The organism is Paraburkholderia sp. J41 (assembly GCF_905220235.1).
In the GTDB taxonomy this organism is placed as follows: Bacteria; Pseudomonadota; Gammaproteobacteria; order Burkholderiales; family Burkholderiaceae; genus Paraburkholderia.
Genome location: NZ_CAJMZE010000006.1, coordinates 210108 through 227342, shown reverse-complemented (window position 1 = coordinate 227342; position 17235 = coordinate 210108). Strand labels below are relative to the sequence as shown.

At 65.3% G+C, this 17235-nt stretch carries 12 protein-coding genes and 1 tRNA gene; 2 read left to right on the top strand and 11 right to left on the bottom strand.

Annotated features, from left to right (window positions below; translation table 11 throughout):
- The 8 genes from bcsD to fdnG form a co-directional block, all read right to left on the bottom strand.
- Positions 1-696: a cellulose biosynthesis protein BcsD gene (bcsD, locus tag U5805_RS08720; protein ID WP_322103065.1), complete on the bottom strand. Its 696-nt coding sequence runs from the start codon at positions 694-696 to the stop codon at positions 1-3.
- A gap of 434 nt (positions 697-1130) precedes the next feature.
- Positions 1131-1223: transfer RNA gene (locus U5805_RS08715), tRNA-Sec, on the bottom strand.
- A gap of 33 nt (positions 1224-1256) precedes the next feature.
- On the bottom strand, positions 1257-3176 hold the full coding sequence (gene selB / locus U5805_RS08710; RefSeq protein WP_322103064.1) for a selenocysteine-specific translation elongation factor: 1920 nt from the start codon (positions 3174-3176) through the stop codon (positions 1257-1259).
- A complete protein-coding gene (gene selA / locus U5805_RS08705) occupies positions 3173-4624 on the bottom strand; it encodes an L-seryl-tRNA(Sec) selenium transferase (RefSeq protein WP_322103063.1) in 1452 nt (483 codons plus the stop codon). The genes selB and selA overlap by 4 nt, the downstream gene beginning before the upstream one ends.
- A gap of 7 nt (positions 4625-4631) precedes the next feature.
- The gene (gene fdhE, locus U5805_RS08700; RefSeq protein ID WP_322103062.1) at positions 4632-5564 is read right to left on the bottom strand and encodes a formate dehydrogenase accessory protein FdhE; all 933 of its coding nucleotides are present in this window, start codon (positions 5562-5564) and stop codon (positions 4632-4634) included.
- 128 nt (positions 5565-5692) lie between these two features.
- Positions 5693-6322, bottom strand: a complete 630-nt coding sequence (locus tag U5805_RS08695; RefSeq protein WP_322103061.1) for a formate dehydrogenase subunit gamma — start codon at positions 6320-6322, stop codon at positions 5693-5695.
- A complete protein-coding gene (fdxH, locus tag U5805_RS08690; protein ID WP_322103060.1) occupies positions 6309-7247 on the bottom strand; it encodes a formate dehydrogenase subunit beta in 939 nt (312 codons plus the stop codon). The genes U5805_RS08695 and fdxH overlap by 14 nt, the downstream gene beginning before the upstream one ends.
- 9 nt (positions 7248-7256) lie before the next feature.
- Complete coding sequence (fdnG, locus tag U5805_RS08685; protein ID WP_322103059.1) at positions 7257-10328, bottom strand: formate dehydrogenase-N subunit alpha; 3072 nt, start codon at positions 10326-10328, stop codon at positions 7257-7259.
- Between the two features lie 255 nt (positions 10329-10583).
- On the opposite strand from fdnG, the gene U5805_RS08680 reads away from it, so the two are divergent.
- Together U5805_RS08680 and U5805_RS08675 are read left to right on the top strand one after the other, a co-directional pair.
- Positions 10584-12005 carry a YhjD/YihY/BrkB family envelope integrity protein gene (locus U5805_RS08680; RefSeq protein ID WP_322103058.1) on the top strand — a complete coding sequence of 474 codons (1422 nt, stop codon included), beginning with the start codon at positions 10584-10586 and terminating at the stop codon, positions 12003-12005.
- 219 nt (positions 12006-12224) lie between these two features.
- Positions 12225-13427, top strand: a complete 1203-nt coding sequence (locus tag U5805_RS08675; RefSeq protein ID WP_322103057.1) for a porin — start codon at positions 12225-12227, stop codon at positions 13425-13427.
- A 230-nt stretch (positions 13428-13657) separates the two neighbouring features.
- On the opposite strand, the gene U5805_RS08670 is transcribed toward U5805_RS08675, so the two are convergent.
- From U5805_RS08670 to U5805_RS08660, 3 genes are all read right to left on the bottom strand, one after another.
- Positions 13658-14596 carry a LysR substrate-binding domain-containing protein gene (locus tag U5805_RS08670; protein ID WP_322103056.1) on the bottom strand — a complete coding sequence of 313 codons (939 nt, stop codon included), beginning with the start codon at positions 14594-14596 and terminating at the stop codon, positions 13658-13660.
- 261 nt (positions 14597-14857) lie between these two features.
- Positions 14858-15301: an HU family DNA-binding protein gene (locus U5805_RS08665; RefSeq protein WP_322103055.1), complete on the bottom strand. Its 444-nt coding sequence runs from the start codon at positions 15299-15301 to the stop codon at positions 14858-14860.
- Between the two features lie 246 nt (positions 15302-15547).
- On the bottom strand, positions 15548-17086 hold the full coding sequence (locus U5805_RS08660; RefSeq protein ID WP_322103054.1) for a PLP-dependent aminotransferase family protein: 1539 nt from the start codon (positions 17084-17086) through the stop codon (positions 15548-15550).
- Positions 17087-17235 lie beyond the last annotated feature (149 nt).

Sequence of the window (17235 nt, the reverse complement as noted above, 5' to 3'; positions counted from 1 at the left end):
TTATTTACCGAAAAGAAACACCATCGCGCCCGATGCGTCCGCCGGCCCCGCCGTGGTCACTCGCAGTTGCGAGTCGGCGCCCAGTTGATGCATCCACGCTTCATACACGCCTTCGAGGAAAGCGCCGGCCCACTCCAGATTTCCCGGCCCGAACACCGCGTTAAACGGCGCGTGATAGTGCGTGAGCACCAGCCAGTCGCGCGCCTCGCGAATTTCCACGCCCCCCCAATCCAGCTCGCCCCACACGCGGTTCATGGCCTCCTGCATCTGGGCGACCGTGCCGGCGCCGGCAAGCGCGGACTGACCGGCGAACTGCTTGCCCGCACCGCGTGCGAACTGGGCCAGAAGCCTGGGCGTCAAGTTTTGCGTCAACTCTTGCGCGAAAAGCGACAGGAATGGGCGCCACTGGGGAGCACGTATGGAATTCATCGCATAGTCGTGCGCCCTCACTCCGAAAACGCTCGAAGCGGACGCACCGTATAACAACGGAACGGACAGCAGCGGCCCGGATACCATTCGAGCGAAGCCAACGCGGCGTGCGAACGAGGGTGAGGGTTGCTTGCGGTGATGCCAGGTTAATAAACGACGCGTCGGATTATACTGATCCTTTTGTCTGATTCTATTTTTTAATTTTGACGCGTTGCCAAAACTGTCACGTTCGCGCGACAAATCAATTGCAGGGAAACGTTTGCGCACTAAAAGGGAAAACCCGAATCAACGCGCGCAACCACTTGGCACAAAAGGCTTTTTCGGATTGAAGCGTCCTGAACGCGTCATTCCGCCTCGCGCGAATTAATCGTATGAAGTAATCGCCGAAATTTGATTAGACAAGTGCGATTTTTGGCAACCGCGTCTTGAGCACGCAATGATTTTGGGCTTGGCAACGAGGCAATGAATTCGATTTCACCTTTTGCTCGCGCCCGTGAATCGGCTTTAGTCCGTCGCTTTTAATGACGCGCAAACGTTTGCGATGAATTTAATTCCGGCGCTCGCTCTCCAGTAATTGAAGGCGATTACCCGAGGAAAACCCTGCGGGAACCGGCGTGCGGAATTAGCGCCAGGAACTTACGCGGTTTTATCGCGGGCGGCACTCAGGCGCGTGCCGGCGACGTTGCTGGAAGAGGTGACGGCGGAGGGCAGCCGGAGTCGAACCGACCTGGGAACGGCTAACGTCCCCAACCAGGTTTGAAGCCTGGCCGTACCACCGGATACGAATGCCCTCCGTAACCTCACCTGCGCTCGCTTGCTCGTTGCGCCTACAACCATTCCTGCATGCGGCTGTCGGCCCGCAGCAAGTGCTTTTCGCGGTGGAACCGAGTATATCCAACGCGATCGAAGAACTCCAGAATCTGGATCGCGCGCTTGCGGCCCAGTTCCGTTGCGTCGCGAAACGCGGCGGCGCTCACGGTGCCGCCCTGTTCGTCGGCAATACGCGCGATAACGCGAGCCAGCGTTTGCATCGCATCGCGATCGTAGAACAGATCGCGCACGACCTGATAGGTCCTGCCCAGCCGCGCAAGCTTGCGCATCAACGCGCGCACCTTGTCCTCGGGCTCGCGCATTTCGCGCGCCAGATCGCGCACCCAGGGCGGATCGAAACGCCCTTGCGCGATCAAGGGCAGCAAACGCGCCGCAAGCGCTTCCTCGGCCGCGTCGAGCGCTACCGCATGCGAAGGCAGATGCAGCCACGGCCCGCTGCGCGCGACGCGCCCTTCGTTCACGAGCGCATCGACGGCGGCGCGCCACATGGCGTCGCTCACGAGCGGCGCCGCCATGCGGCGCAAGCGCGCCGCGTCCGGCCCTTGCTCGTCGGGCGAGCGCGCGTGATACGCGGCAAGCGCATCGACGACAGCGGCGGCAAGACGCGTCCAGTGCGTGCGCGAAATCACGGCGCCTTCCTCGCCGCGCCCTTGCGGCGCAACGACGATGGCGTCGGCGGGCAAGGCGAGCGCCGCTTCGTCGTAGCCGGTGAGCTGCATCAACGTTGCGCGCGCGATGCCGCGCGGCGCTTCGTCGATCAGCGGCGCAAGGCGCGCGTCGTCGAGCCACGCGCGCAAGGCGTCGAGCCACGCACGGCGCTCCGGCGTGCGGCGCCGCCGCGACGGCCCGAACGGGTCGAGCACGCGGCCGCCGCCCACGGTGCGCGCGGCTTGTGCGTTGCGCACGATGAACCGGTCGCCGGGCAGCGCATGCAGCGGCGCGTCGAACACGAGTTGCGCGCGCGCGTTCGCGCCGGACGAGAGCGTATCGCCTTCGAGCAGCGCGACGTGCGCCACGCGGTGCGTCGTGCCCAGATGCACGTGCAGCGGCGACCAGTGTTGCAGCGTGAGATCGGCGTCGGCGAGCAGTTGCAGTTCGACGTCGAGCCGCGTGACGGGCTGGGCAAGCCGCGCATCCACGATCCAGTCGCCGCGCGCGATCTGGTCCTTGTCGATGCCGGAAAGGTTGAGCGCGCAACGTTGTCCCGCGCGCCCGCTTTGCGCCGCGCGATTCTGCGCGTGCAGGCCGCGCACTCGCACCGGCAGCCCGGCGGGCGCGAGCGCCAGCGCGTCGCCGGTTTGCACGCGCCCCGAGAACACGGTGCCGGTGACCACGGTGCCCTGCCCCGTCAAGGTGAACACGCGGTCCACCGCGAGCCGAAAGAGACCATCGTCGCGGCGCGCTTGCCATGCCATCGCGCGTTCGCGCAGGAACGCGTCGAGTTGCGCCACGCCTTCGTCGCGCTCGACCGTGGCGTTCGTGGCGAACACGGGCGCGCCGGCAAGCGTCGTATCGGCGAGCGCGGCGGCAATTTCCGCGCGCACGGCGTCGAGGCGCGCGGCGTCCACGCGGTCGGTTTTGGTGAGCGCAATCGCGCCTTCGCGCACGCCGAGCAATTGCAGAATGGCGAGATGCTCGCGCGTTTGCGGCATCACGCCGTCGTCGGCGGCAATCACGAGCAACGCGAAGTCGATGCCGCACGCGCCCGCCGCCATCGTATGCACGAGCTTTTCGTGGCCCGGCACGTCGATGAAACCGAGCACGTCGCCGTTCGCGAGCGGCGTGTACGCGTAGCCCAGTTCGATGGAAATGCCGCGCGCTTTCTCTTCCTTGAGCCGGTCGGTGTCCACGCCCGTGAGCGCGCGCACGAGCGTGGTCTTGCCGTGGTCGATATGCCCCGCCGTGCCGACGATCACAGGCGCAGCTCCGCGAGTTGCGCGAGGAACGCGGCTTCGTCGGCGGCTTCGAGGCAACGCAGGTCGAGACGCAAGGCGTCGTCGGCGATACGGCCGATCACGGGGCGCGGCAAGCCCCGCAACGCGCGTTCGAGCGAGAGCAGCGCGCGGCCGCTGCCGCCTTTGCCGGCGTGGCGTATCACGAGGCCGCTGCTCGGCAATACGTCGACGGGCAACGCGCCGCTGCCGATCTGGCTGAACATGGGCTCGACGCTCGCGGTGTACGCCTCCCCGAGCGCGCGCTGCAACGGCGCGAGCGCGCGCTGCGCCGCGGCGTGCATCTCGCCGGCCGGGCGCGTGAGCAAACGCAGCGTGGTGAGACGCTCGCGCAGGAATTCGGGCGCCTGATAAAGCCGCAACACCGGTTCGAGCGCCGCGAGCGTGAGCTTGCCCACGCGCAGCGCCCGCTTGAGCGGATGCTTCTTGATCTTCGCGATCAACGCCTTGCGCCCGACGATCAGGCCCGCTTGCGGGCCGCCCAGCAATTTGTCGCCGCTGAACGTCACGACGTCGGCGCCCGCTTCGATCGTCGCGCGCACCGTGGGCTCCGCAGGCAAACCCCATTGCGCGAGATCGACCAGCGTGCCGCTGCCCAGATCGACCGCCACCGGCAAGCCGTGCTGCCGCGCGAGCGACGCGAGTTCGTCGATTTCGACGCTTTTCGTGAAGCCGCTGATCGCATAGTTGCTGCAATGCACCTTCATCAGCAGCGCGGTGCGGTGATCGATGGCGGCTTCGTAGTCCTTGAGATGCGTGCGGTTGGTCGTGCCGATCTCGCGCAAACGCGCGCCCGCGCGGCTCATGATGTCGGGAATGCGAAACGCGCCGCCAATTTCCACGAGTTCGCCGCGCGAGACCACCACTTCCTTGCGCGTGGCCAGCGCGCTCAGCAACAGCAGCACGGCCGCCGCATTGTTGTTGACGACCGTGGCCGCTTCCGCGCCGGTCAGCTCGCAGATCAATTCGTCGATGAGATCGTCGCGGTCGCCGCGCTTGCCGCTCGCGAGATCGAATTCCAGGTTCGCGGGCTGCGTGAGCGCGCGCATGACGGCTTGCACGGCCGCGTCGGGCAGCAGCGCGCGGCCGAGATTGGTGTGCAGCACCGTGCCCGTGAGATTGAACACGCTGCGCAACCTGCTTTGCGCGCGCGCTTCCAGACGTTGCGCGCTCGCCGCGATCACGCGTTCGAGCGAGAACGGCTCCGCTGCGTCCGCGGGCAGCGCGAGTGCGCCCGCCTGCGCGTCACGCCGCCAGCCGTCTTGCGTCGCGCGAATCGCCGCGAGCACCTGCGTGCGCCCGTATTGCCCGACGAGCGCTTGCGCAAGCGGCGAAGCGAGCACGCGCTCCACCGCCGGCATTTTGGCGAGCAGCGCGTTGAGCGCCGGCGTTTGCGCCACGGTATCGCTCATGTCGCGCTCACTGATCGCCGGGCACTTCGGGCCACAGCAGCGGATTCGGGCTCGCGCGGCGATAACCGGCGTCGCCCATCAGCAAATCGAGCGTGAGGCTCGCGAGGTCGTCGGCGAGCGGCTCGACGTCGAAATCCTTGTCCTGATAGCCGATCTTGCGATACGTATGGCATTCGTCGCACGATTCGGCCTTGAGCGCCGCGCTGCCGCCCTCGATGCCGTGATACGCGATGCCCTTGGTGGAATCGCAATTCGTACACTTCACGCGCACCACGTGCGCTTCGGTGCCGCACAAGCCGCATTGCGCGTAGCGATAGCCCTGATACGCGCCGCCCACGCGCACGATGCTGGCCACGGGCGGCGAGCCGCATACGGGGCAAGCGCCGGGCGCATCGACATAAGGCACGTCGCGCGGGTCGAGGCGGCTCGCGAGGTCGGTCCACACCACTTGCAGCGCGGCCATGATGAACGGCGCGGTGGCGGGCGCGACTTCGGCATAGCGCTGCGCGAGAATCGCGTCGGCTTGCGCGTCGAGCTGCGCGTCGCTCATCGCGCGCAACGCGTCGAGCACGTTCGCGAGCGCGGGCGCCGCCGCGCCCGCCGCTTCCACGCGATTCGCGAGATCGCGCAGCACGCCGCGCCATTGCGGATCGCGCTCGCCCGACAGCGCGGGCACGATCGGCATCGAATGCCGCTGCGCGTTCATGACCGATTCGCGCGAAGGCAGCGGCACGTTCGACGCGTCGAGCGCCTGCTGCTGCGCGTCCACGAGCGCCGCCATCAAGCGCACATAGCCGCCGATCGGATTGGCGTCGGCCAGGCGGCGCAAGCGCGCCGCGCGCGCGGTGAAAAAGGCGAGGCGTTCGGGCAAGCGAATGCGCGGTATCGCCGAGGGATCGAGCGTCTGAATCTGCTCGGGGTCGAGAATGCGTTGCGTCACGGCTGATTGGCTCCAAACGCGCCATAAAAAAGCAAAACCGCCGCGCTCCATCGGCATGGAACCGGCGGTCTGCGGCCCGCGCGCCGCCGTTCATGCCTGCGCATGAACGCCGCGCGCGGCCTCCGAAACTACTTGATGCTCTCGCGGAACCAGCGAGGATGATGCTTTCTCGCCCAGCCCCAGGTGACGTAACCACGCGTCATGGCGCCGACCGATCCTTTCACCCACAACGCCGCATAGATATGGACGATGATGCCGACGATCAGCACGAACGCCACGGCCGCGTGGACCACCGCGGCAAGGCGAATGACCCCGACCGGAAAGTAGAACGAGAAATAACGCCGCCAGATGACGATGCCGCTCAAGAGCAAGAGCACGAGGCAAACCACCATCACGAAGAATAGCAGCTTCTGTCCCGCATTGTACTTGCCGATCTCGGGCAGCTTGTCCTCGCGATTGTTCAGCACGTCGTCGATCTGCTTCATCCACTGGATGTCGCTTCGGTCCAGATAATTGTGATGCCAGAAACGCAGCGCAAGAATCAGGAACGACACGAACATCACGAGACCGATGAACGGATGCAGGATGCGCGTCCACTGCCCGCCGCCGAACAGCGCGGAAAGCCAGAACATCGACGGATGAAACATCGCGAGGCCCGAGAGCGCGAGCAGGACGAAACTGATCGCCGTGATCCAGTGATTGCTGCGCTCGTTGGCCGTGTAGCGTTGAATCAACTGCGGTTCGTCAACGTGTTTCATCGCTGCGCTCCTCGGGTGGTTCGCCACGGATGCGCCGCGCCTCTTCGGCGGCGGCTTCCTCGTCTGCCGGATGCACTTCGTTCGGGCCGATGCGCGTGTAGTGGAAGAAACCGGCCACGGCCGCGAGCGCCATGCCCGCGAGCGCGAGCGGCTTCGCAATGCCCTTCCACACGCGCACGAGCGGGCTGATGCGCGGGTTGTCGGCCAGCCCGTGATACAGCGACGGTTTATCGGCGTGATGCAGCACGTACATCACATGCGTGCCGCCCACGCCGGCCGGATCGTAGAGCCCCGCGTTCTCGAAGCCGCGCTCCTTGAGGTCCTCGATGCGCTCGGCCGCGTGGACCTTCATGTCCTCCTTCGTGCCGAACACGATCGCGCCGGTCGGGCACGTCTTCACGCATGCGGGCTCCTGCCCCACGGCCACGCGATCGGAGCAGAGCGTACACTTGTACACGCGATGCTCCGTCTTCGACAAACGCGGAATGTTGAACGGGCAGCCCGTGATGCAATAGCCGCAACCGATGCAGTTTTCCTCGTGAAAGTCGACGATGCCGTTGGTGTACTGCACGATCGCGCCCGGCGCGGGACACGCCTTCAGGCAGCCCGGGTCCTCGCAGTGCATGCAGCCGTCCTTGCGGATCAGCCATTCGAGATCGCCCTTCGGGTTCTCGTATTCCGTGAAACGCATCACGGTCCACGAGTGCTCGGTGAGATCGCGCGGATTGTCGTACACGCCCGTGGTGATGCCTACTTCGTCGCGCAGGTCGTTCCACTCCATGCACGCCGTCTGGCATGCCTTGCAGCCGATGCATTTGGTGACGTCGATGAGCTTCGCGACGGTGCCCGTCACGGGCTCGCGCACGCCCGGCGGCGGCGTGGTGGTAGCCGACAGGCGCTTGACGTCGAGTGATTGCAATGCCATGTCGTTCCCCTATGCCTTTTCCACTTTCACGAGAAACGACTTGAACTCGGGCGTCTGCGAATTGCCGTCGCCGACGGGCGGCGTCAACGTGTTCGTCAGATAGCCCGGTTTCGTCAGTCCCGTGAAGCCCCAGTGCAGCGGCACGCCCACGTGATGCACGGTCTTGCCGTCGATGGTGAGCGCGCGCAGACGCTTCGTCACCACGGCCACCGCGATCAGGTAGCCGCGATTGCTCGAAACCTTCACGCGGCCGCCGTCGACCACGCCGATGTCCTTTGCCAGCGCCTCGCCGATCTCGACGAATTGCTGCGGCTGGATGATGGCGTTCAGGCGCGCGTGCTTGGTCCAGAAGTGGAAGTGCTCGGTGAGCCGGTACGAGGTGCCGACATGCGGAAACGCCTGCGCCGTGCCGAAGGTCTTGCGGTCGTCGGGGAACACGCGCGCCGCCGGATTGCTGGTGGCTTGCGGATTGTTCGGATGGAACGGGTTATAGCCGAGCGGATTTTCGAACGGCTCGTAATGCTCGGGGAACGGTCCCTCGGTCATGCCGTCGCGGGCGAAGAAGCGCGCGACGCCCTCGGGATTCATGATGAACGGCCCCATGCCCAGATCCGGCGCTTCGTCCACCTTGTAATCGGGCACGTCCGCGCCGGTCCATGCCGCACCGTTCCACGCGATCAGCTTGCGCGTGGGATCGAACGGCTTGCCCGCGGTATCGCACGAGGCGCGGTTGTACAGAATGCGCCGGTTCGCGGGCCACGCCCACGCCCAGTTGAGCGTCTGGCCGATGCCGGTCGGGTCCGAGTTGTCGCGCCGCCCCATCTGGTTGCCCGCCTGGGTCCACGCGCCGCAGAAGATCCAGCAGCCGCTCGAGGTCGTGCCGTCGTCCTTCAGTTGCGCGAAGCCCGAAAGCTGCTCGCCCTTCTTCACGAGCACCTTGGTCGCGTCCTTCGGGTCGGTTTGATCGGCGAGCGCGCGGCCGTTGTACTCCTTCGCCAGTTCCTCGGGCGTCGGGCTTTCCGGGTTCGCATACTTCCAGTCGAGCTTGACGATGGGATCGGGCAGCTTGCCGCCGTCCTTCTGGTACGCCGCGCGAATGCGCAGGAACAGCCCCGACATGATCTCGAGATCGCTGCGCGCTTCGTACGGCGCCTCCACGCCCTTCCAGTGCCATTGGAGCACGCGGCTCGAACTCACGAGCGAGCCGTTTTCCTCGGCGAAGCAGGTGGTGGGCAAGCGGAACACTTCGGTCTGGATCGAAGCCGTGTCGACGTCGTTATAGTCGCCGTACTTCTTCCAGAACTCGGACGTTTCCGTCGCGAGCGGGTCCATGATCACGAGCCACTTGAGCTTGCCCAGCGCAGAAAGCGTCTTGGCCTTGTCCGGCGCCGACGCGATCACGTTGAAGCCCTGGCAGATATAGCCGTTGACCTTGCCCTGATTCATCAGCTCGATGGTTTGCAGCAGGTCGTAGGACTTGTCGAGCTTGGGCAGCCAGTCGTAGCCCCAGTTGTTGTCCTTCGTGGCCGCGTCGCCCCACCACGCCTTCATGAAGCTCACGAAGAACGCGCCGTAGTTCTTCCAGTAGCTCAACTGGTTGGGCCGCAGCGGCTGCATCGCGCGCTTCTTGATGTAGTCGTCGTAGTTCTGCTCGGCTTCGAACGGCAGCGTCATGTAGCCCGGCAGCAGATTCGACATCAGCCCGAGGTCGGTGAGACCCTGAATGTTCGAGTGGCCGCGCAGCGCGTTCATGCCGCCGCCCGCGATGCCGATGTTGCCGAGCAGCAATTGCACCATCGCGCCCGTGCGGATCATCTGCGCGCCGACCGAATGATGCGTCCAGCCGAGCGCGTACAGAATGGTGCCCGCGCGCCCCGGCACGGCCGTGCTAGCCAACGTTTCGCACACCGTAATGAATTTGTCCTTCGGCGTGCCGCACACCTTCTCGACCATTTCGGGCGTGTAGCGCGAATAATGCTGCTTGAGCAGTTGATACACGCAGCGCGGGTGTTGCAGCGTGTCGTCGGTTTTCACGAAACCGTCGTCGCCCAACTCGTAGTTCCACGAAGTCTTGTCCGGGTACGCATGCTTTTGCGGATCGTAGCCCGAGAAAATGCCGTCGTTGAACGCGAAGTCCTCGCGCACGATGAACGAGAAGTCCGTGTAGTTCTTCACGTACTCGTGCTGGATCTTGTCGTTCGCGATAAGCCAGTTGATCACGCCGCCAAGGAACGCGATGTCCGTGCCGGAGCGGATCGGCGCGTAAAAGTCCGCGACCGATGCCGTGCGCGTGAAGCGCGGATCGACGACCATGAGCCGCGCCTTGCGGTGCGCTTTCGCTTCCGTGACCCACTTGAAGCCGCACGGATGCGCCTCGGCCGCATTGCCGCCCATCACCAGAATCACATCTGCGTTGCGAATGTCGACCCAATGGTTCGTCATCGCACCACGGCCAAACGTCGGGGCAAGACCTGCCACCGTCGGGCCGTGTCAGACACGCGCCTGGTTGTCGAACGCGAGCAGGCCCATGCTGCGGGCCACTTTATGCGTGAGATAACCGACTTCGTTGCTGCCCGCCGAAGCGGCCAGCACGCCGGTGGTCAGCCAGCGGTTGACGGTCTTGCCGTCCGCCGTGTTCTCGACGAGATTCGCGTCGCGGTCCGCCTTCAGCAGCTTCGCGATGCGGTCGAGCGCGTCCTCCCACGAAATGCGTTTCCACTCGTTCGAACCCGCCGCCCGGTACTCGGGATACTTGAGCCGGCTCGGGCTGTGGATGAAGTCGATGAGGCTCGCGCCCTTCGGGCACAGCGTGCCGCGATTGACGGGGTGGTCGGGGTCGCCTTCGATATGGATGATGCTCGCCGTGGCGTTCTTCGCGCCATCGCCGAGACCGTACATAAGGATGCCGCAACCCACCGAGCAGTACGGGCAGGTGTTGCGGGTTTCTGTGGTGCGCGCCAGTTTGTATTGTCGGACTTCGGCAAGCGCGTTGTCGGGCGCGAAGCCCATCAACGCGAGGCTGGAACCAGCCAGCGACGTTGCCGTGACCTTGAGGAACTGACGCCGGGACATCTGCAGCATGATGCGTCCTCGGCTGTTTGGTTGTGGGTGTTTTCAGTATAAGAGGTTTTTCGGCGACGGATCATACCAATGTTCGCGATCCATGTACGCCCGGCGGCGCCGGTGCGCCGCGCGATGCGCGCCGCGCGCGGCCACGCGGCGCGCCGCCGGGAATTGCGCTTGCTATAGTGAATCGCGAATGCGCCATCTTCATGACGAAGGCTTTCGCGCCCTTCGTCGCTGGCCTTCGATTCGAGTTGCGGGGAGGCGCTCATCATGGCAACCATCTCATCGGAACGCTTGCAGTCTGCGGCGCGCAAGGAAGCGTCGTGGGTCGTCGGGGCATTGCGCCAGTTCATTGCCGACCGGTGTCCGTCGCTCGCGGCGAGCATCGCGTTCTATTCGGCGTTTTCGCTCGCCCCGACGCTCGTCATGGTGATCGCGGTGGCCGGCTGGTTCTTCGGCGCCGAAGCCGCGCGCGGCGAGCTGTTCCGCCAGGTCCACAACGTTCTCGGCAACGACGCGGCCGCCGGCATCACCACGATCGTGCAGAACGCGCACCGCTCCGGCGACGCGGGCGGCATTGCCGCGATCATCTCGCTCGTCATGCTCGCCGTGGGCGCTTCGGCCACCTTTTCGTCGCTCAATTCGGCGCTCAATCTCGTCTGGCCGCTCGAAGGCCCGCGCGCGTCCAGCGTGATGGCGCTCGTGCGCGTGCGGCTGATTTCGTTCGGGCTCGTGCTGGGCGTGGCGTTTCTGCTGATCGTTTCGCTCGTGCTGGACACGGCCATCACCTTCATCGGCAACTGGATCTGGGGCAATTCGCCTTACGTCATCATCGGCAATCTGCTGCAACTGGGCGTCGGTCTGCTGGTGCTGGCGGTGGCGTTCGGCGCGCTGCTCAAGTTCCTGCCCGACGCGCCCGTGAAATGGCGCGATGCGCTGGTGGGCGGCATCGTGGCGGCCGTGCTGTTTTCGGCGGGCAAGAAGCTGTTCGCGCTCTACCTGGCGCACGCGGGCATGGCCACGGCGTTCGGCGCGGCCGGCTCGCTCGCGGTATTGCTGATGTGGCTGTATTTTTCGGCGGCGGTGCTGCTGCTCGGCGCGGAATTCGCGGCGGCGCGCGGCCGCCAGCAAGACCCGCGCGGCGCTTGGGGTTTCCTTGAGGAAACACCGCCGGGCAGCCGCGCCAAGCTCGCTTCGGTGCTTGCGGCCTCCACCATCGCGCCGCTGCGCGAGGAGCAGCAGGCGGCGAAGCTGGCCGAAGGCGGCGCGAAGCCGGCCGCGCCCGCTTCCGTGCCGATCGGAAACTCCACCGCTGCCGTAGCGGGCGTGCCTCCGGCCTACGCCGCGAGCGTCGCCGCGGATGCTTCGATACTATCGGAAACTTCGCTCCACGCATTAGGCAGCGCGAAGGCCGAGGAAGGCGCGTTCGGGCGACGCAAAACCGGGCTCCAGATTCGCCGTTCCGTGGTGCGGCTCGAAGATAGCGCGACCTACGCGGCCGCGCGCACCCTGGTTGGCGCAGGCCGCGGTGTGGCCGCCGCCGACCGCTATGTGAGGCGCCATCCCTGGAGTTCGGTGCTGGTCGTGGGCAGCGCCGTGCTCGCCGTAACGGCCGCCGCGGGGCGTCGTCATATACAGGAATCCAACCCGCTCGCGCACGCCGCTAAAAACCGCAATAAGCCCGTCCGTTAGCGCGGCGCTTAGTGACTTTTATCAAAAACAACAATAATGCGGGGTCAACAATCCAATATTTCCAAAATCGGAATAATCGACCAATGCCTTGTCAAATAAGGCGTTCTGGCAGGTGTCAGGTTTTTGCGACAAACATTTTTTTTCAGTTCTGGTGCATTGGCCTGCTGCGTTATTCTCCATCGCGCAACAACTACACAATCTCTGCGTGGAGAAAACAGAATGAAACGAGTCGCACTCTCGACCCTCTCGCTGGCTCTGCTGGCCACCGCTGGTGTCGCACACGCTCAAAGCAGCGTGACGCTCTACGGCGTGATCGACGAATCGATCCAGTGGGCGCACAACACCATGGACGCGAACGGCGCCAACAAGAACCAGGTGGGTCTGGTCGGCGGCAATCTGTCGGGCGATCGTTGGGGCTTGAAGGGCACCGAAGATCTGGGCGCTGGCCTGAAGGCAGTTTTCCAATTGGAAAACGGCTTTGACATCAACAGCGGCGCACTCGGCCAGGGCGGCAAGATGTTCGGCCGTCAAGCTTTCGTCGGTCTCGCGCACGACCAGTACGGCACGCTGACGCTCGGCCGCCAGTACGACCCGCTCGTCGACATGGTTCAGCCGCTGACGGCTGACAACTACTTCGGCAGCACGTTCGCAACGCCGGGCGACATCGACAACAACGACAACAGCTCGCGCACCAACAACGCGATCAAGTACACGTCGCCGGTTCTGAGCGGCTTCCAGTTCGAAGGCTTCTACGCGCTGGGCGGCGTGGCAGGCTCGACGGGTTCGGGTCAAACGTGGTCGGCAGCCGCCACGTACGGCGTCGGCTCGTTCAACTTCGCAGCCGGTTACTTCCGCGCCGACAACGGCTCGACGCTCGCTTCGCGCTTCAACACGAGCGGCGACGCGGCGTGGAGCTCGGGCGCGACGTCGGACGCCGTGTTCGACAACCAGATCACGGCGGGCTACGTTTCGGCCAAGTCGATCGGCATCGCTTCGGCAGCCGGCCAGTACGTGGCAGGCCCGTTCACGTTCAGCATCCGTTACAGCAACGTCCAGTTCAAGCCGGACGCATTCTCGACGGCAGCGAACGCCGGCTTCAACTCGACCGAGCGCTTCAACATCGCCGGCGGCTACGTGGGTTATCAACTGACGCCGGCCATGCTGCTCGGTCTCGGCTACACGTACACGCACGGTTCGGGCAACGTGTCGAACACGTACCATCAGGTCGCACTGGGCGGCGACTACAACCTGTCGAAGCGCACCGACCTGTACGCTGTCGCGGCTTACCAGCACGCGAGCGGCAACCAGTTGAACGCGGACGGCACGACGTCGGGCGCCGGCGCGGCAATCGGCTCGTACAGCTACAACTCGGCTTCGAACTCGCAAGAGCTCGTGAGCGTCGGTATCCGCCACAAGTTCTAAGCAATACCGCTTTCGCCGGGCTACGGCCCGGCGTCGCGAGCGAGACCACGCAGCTAAAAACCACACGCTGCACAAACCAGCCTTCGGCGCAAGCCAGGCTGGTTTTTTTATGCGCGGCAGGTTTTAGAACGATAACTCTACGCGACGATGCAAAACGCCATGCCGGCGACAGGAATCACAATCCTGGACTCTACTGGCGCGGTGCGCCCATGCACCATTCAACGCCGGTTTCAACGCAATCGCGCGAGCGCCGTGGCCGCATGGCGCACGAACGCCTCCGCGCGCGGCGCACGACCTGATGCAATGCGTGTCGCGCTACCCTGCTCATTACCCGGCGCAATGCGTGGCGAACCGCGTGGCGGCGCGATACGGATCACGTGAATCGCCGTGGTCAGCGCGGGCGTGAAGCGCTTCACGCTCACGCGCGCGCTGGCCTGCGCGGCGCTCAAGGCGTCGATGAGCGCGATGCCCACGCCCGCCTCGACCATCGTCACCACGGCCTGCGCAAGCGGCGCCTGCGCGCATAGTTCGCGCGTCACGCCTTGTTCGGCGAAGGCTTTGTCGATACGGGCACGCGCCTCGTTGCCGGCCGGCAGCGAGACGAAGCGCTCGCCCTCGCAGTCGGCGGCGCCGATCGTGCGTTTGCGCGAAAGCCGATGCCCGCGCGGCACGATGCAACGCAGCGGCCATTCGCCGAGCGCTTCGACGCGCGCGCCGGGATGCGCGACCGCTTGCGCGACGAAGCCCAGGTCACATTGCCGCGACGCGACGCGTTCGGCAATATCGGCGGCTTCGCCCGTGCTCAGTTCGATGCCGACGCCCGCGTGTTCGCGCGCGAACGCCGCCGCGACGCGCGGCACGAATTCCGCGCAAAGATCCGCCGAAGCGGCCACGCGCAGCACGCCGCCCCGCTGCCCGCGAATCTGCTCCGCCGCCCGCGCCACGCGCTCGAAACCGACGAACGCGCGCTCGACTTCATCGTGCAGCGCGTGTGCTTCGACCGTGGGCAAGAGACGGCCGCCGCGCCGCTCGAACAGCGCGAGCCCCACGTTCGTCTCGAAGTCGGCGAGCAGGCGGCTCACCGCAGGCTGCGATACGCCAAGCGACGACGCCGCGCGCGTGACGGTGCGCCACTGCATCAACGCACGGAATGCTTCGATCTGACGCAAGCTGAGGTCGGTTGATGGCATAAGACGATGTTATGAAAGTTGAGGATCGCGGATTTTTCGAGCCTTATCGCAAGCGTCCTTGGATGCCTTTGCAAAGGCTTATTCCGTAGCCAACCCTAACCATAACATCATGCGATGAATAGCTTGCCGGCGGCAACTTTTCCGCCGCAAATAAAAAATCCCCGCAGGCCAACGCCAACGGGGATTTTTTGGGTACTGACGAGCCGCCGAAATCGTCCGGCGGCTTCAGCGGCAGGGCGATTACGCCGCTGCTGCGTCCTTCAGCTTCTTCAGCGCGCGCGCCTTGATGCGGACCGAAGCCGGCTTGGCCGGGAACCAGCGTTCTTCGCCGGTGAACGGGTCCTTGCCGAAGCGCTTCTTCTTCGCCGGCACGGCTTGCACGACGATCTTCAGCAGGCCCGACAGCGTGAATTCGCCGGCGCCCTTCTTGTGGACCGAACCGAGAATGGTGTCTTCCAGCGCGGCGAGCACGGCCTTGGCGGCCTTCGGCTCGACGCCGGCGCGCTCGGCAACGTGTGCAGCCAGCGAGGCCTTCGTGAAGGTGTCCTTGATCGGCGACGGTGCGCCGGACGCCTTCACGGCGACCTTCTTAACTGCGGCCGTCTTGGCGGGCGCTTTCTTTGCAACAACCTTCTTGGCCGGGGCAGCTGCCTTTTTGGCCACTTTCTTTGCGGAAGTCGGCATGTTTCTCCTACCAGTGTTGGTCAGTGAATCAGCGAAACCGTGCGGGATGCACGTGCTTCAACGGCGGATTCTACATAGACGCAAGCGTTTTGCGTGAAGCTTTTGCATTGTCGTTACGATTTTGTTGCGCGGCGTAGACTCCGTAACGCATTTCGATGCCTGTTTACAGGGGTAAACGTGCACCGGCGCGGGTGCCGGCGAAGCACGCGCCGCTGGCGCGCAGGACCGCGGCGCGCGCGGCAATTGTCAAGAAAACGCTTTACGTATGGCGCTTTTACGCAATCGTGGCCCGCGCGCCGGCATCAAAGCGCGCAACAGCGCGGCAAGCGACGTCAGCGCGGCGTCGATGCGCTCCGCTTCCACCGCGCCGTAACCGAACAGAAACCCCTTCTGCGCAGGCGTTTTCAGATGAAACGGCGCGAGCGGATGCAAGCCGATCGAAGCTTGCCGGGCCGCCGCGACCAGCGCGTTTTCGTCGATCGGCGCAACGAGCCGTGCCGCAAGGTGCAGGCCCGCCGTGTTCGGCGCGACGGCTTCGAGCCACGGCGCGAGCGGGCCGCGCAAATGCGCAAGCAGCCGGTCGCGGCGCGCCGCATAGGTTTGGTGCATGCGCCGCAGATGCCGCGCGAAGTGGCCGTTGAGCATGAAATCGGCGAGCGCCGTTTGCGTAAGCACGCAGCCGTGGTTGTCGCCGATTTGCCGCGCGCGGGCGAGCGGCGCCGCGAGCGTGGCGGGCGGCACCATGTAGCCCACGCGCAGCTCGGGGAACAGGGTTTTCGAAAACGTGCCCACGTAGGCCACGAGACCGGCGTGATCGAGACATTTGAGCGGCTCCATCGAACGGCCTTCGAAGCGGTATTCGCAGTCGTAATCGTCTTCGATCACGAGCGCGCCGCGCGCCTGCGCCCATTCGAGCAGCGCCACGCGCCGCGCGAGACTCATCGGCATGCCGAGCGGAAACTGATGCGATGGCGTGACGTACACGAGCTTCGCCGCCTTCGGCAGCCGCGCGACCACGAGTCCTTGGTCGTCCACGGGCACGGGCACGACCTTCGCGCCAAGCGCCGCGAAGAGGTCGCGCGCGGGCGGATATCCGGGCTCCTCCACCGCTGCCACGTCGCCGGGCGCGAGCGTCACGCGCGCGAGCAGATCGAGCGCCTGCTGCGCGCCTTGCGTGACGATCACCTCGTTCCAGTTGCTCTGCACCGCGCGGTTGAACGCAAGATAACGCGACACCGCGAGGCGCAGCTTTTCCTCGCCGGACGGATCGCGATACATGCCGTATCCGCGCGCCTGCACGCGCAGCGCGTCGTTGATGCAGCGGCGCCAGACGTCGAACGGAAAGCGCGATTTGTCGGTCACGCCGCCCGCGAAATCGCAGGCGAGGCGCGCATCCACGCGCGGCAGCGGTACGGCCGCTTCGGCTTGCGCCCGCCACCACGGCGTGGCGAACGCGCCGCGCGAGCGCGCATGCTCACGCGCGCCGAGCGTGGCCGCGCGAATCTGCGGATTCGGATGCGCGCGCTCGCGCGCGGGCAGCCGTTCGAGCGTGTCGGCGACGAAGGTGCCGGAGCCGCGCCGCGAATGCAGATAGCCTTCGGCGAGCAGGCGTTCGAAAACGTCGAGCGTGGTCTTGCGCGAAACGCCCAGTTGCTGCGCGAGATCCCGCGTGGAAGGCAGACGCGTGCCGCCCGCGAGCCGGCCGTCCACGATGCTGTCGCGCAACTGGCGATAGATCTGGCCGGCGAGGTCGCGGCGGCCCGAGACGGTGACGTGAAGTTCCATGATGGCGCGGCGTTTCGAGAGCGAAAGTGGTCACCCGAAATATTGCCAGAATGGCTATATGAACGCGCCAGTGCGAGGCCTAAAGTTCGTTCCGTGGCACCGCGAACCGGGTCGCCGGAATCGCCGGAATCGCCCGGCTCACACTCAAC

Excerpts from the sequence above, each read along its gene's own strand:
- selA (WP_322103063.1), bottom strand. The coding sequence starts at position 4,624 with ATGAGCGATACCGTGGCGCAAACGCCGGCGCTCAACGCGCTGCTCGCC.
- U5805_RS08695 (WP_322103061.1), bottom strand. The coding sequence starts at position 6,322 with ATGAAACACGTTGACGAACCGCAGTTGATTCAACGCTACACGGCCAAC.
- fdxH (WP_322103060.1), bottom strand. The coding sequence starts at position 7,247 with ATGGCATTGCAATCACTCGACGTCAAGCGCCTGTCGGCTACCACCACG.
- U5805_RS08680 (WP_322103058.1), top strand. The coding sequence starts at position 10,584 with ATGGCAACCATCTCATCGGAACGCTTGCAGTCTGCGGCGCGCAAGGAA.
- U5805_RS08675 (WP_322103057.1), top strand. The coding sequence starts at position 12,225 with ATGAAACGAGTCGCACTCTCGACCCTCTCGCTGGCTCTGCTGGCCACC.
- U5805_RS08665 (WP_322103055.1), bottom strand. The coding sequence starts at position 15,301 with ATGCCGACTTCCGCAAAGAAAGTGGCCAAAAAGGCAGCTGCCCCGGCC.
- U5805_RS08660 (WP_322103054.1), bottom strand. The coding sequence starts at position 17,086 with ATGGAACTTCACGTCACCGTCTCGGGCCGCCGCGACCTCGCCGGCCAG.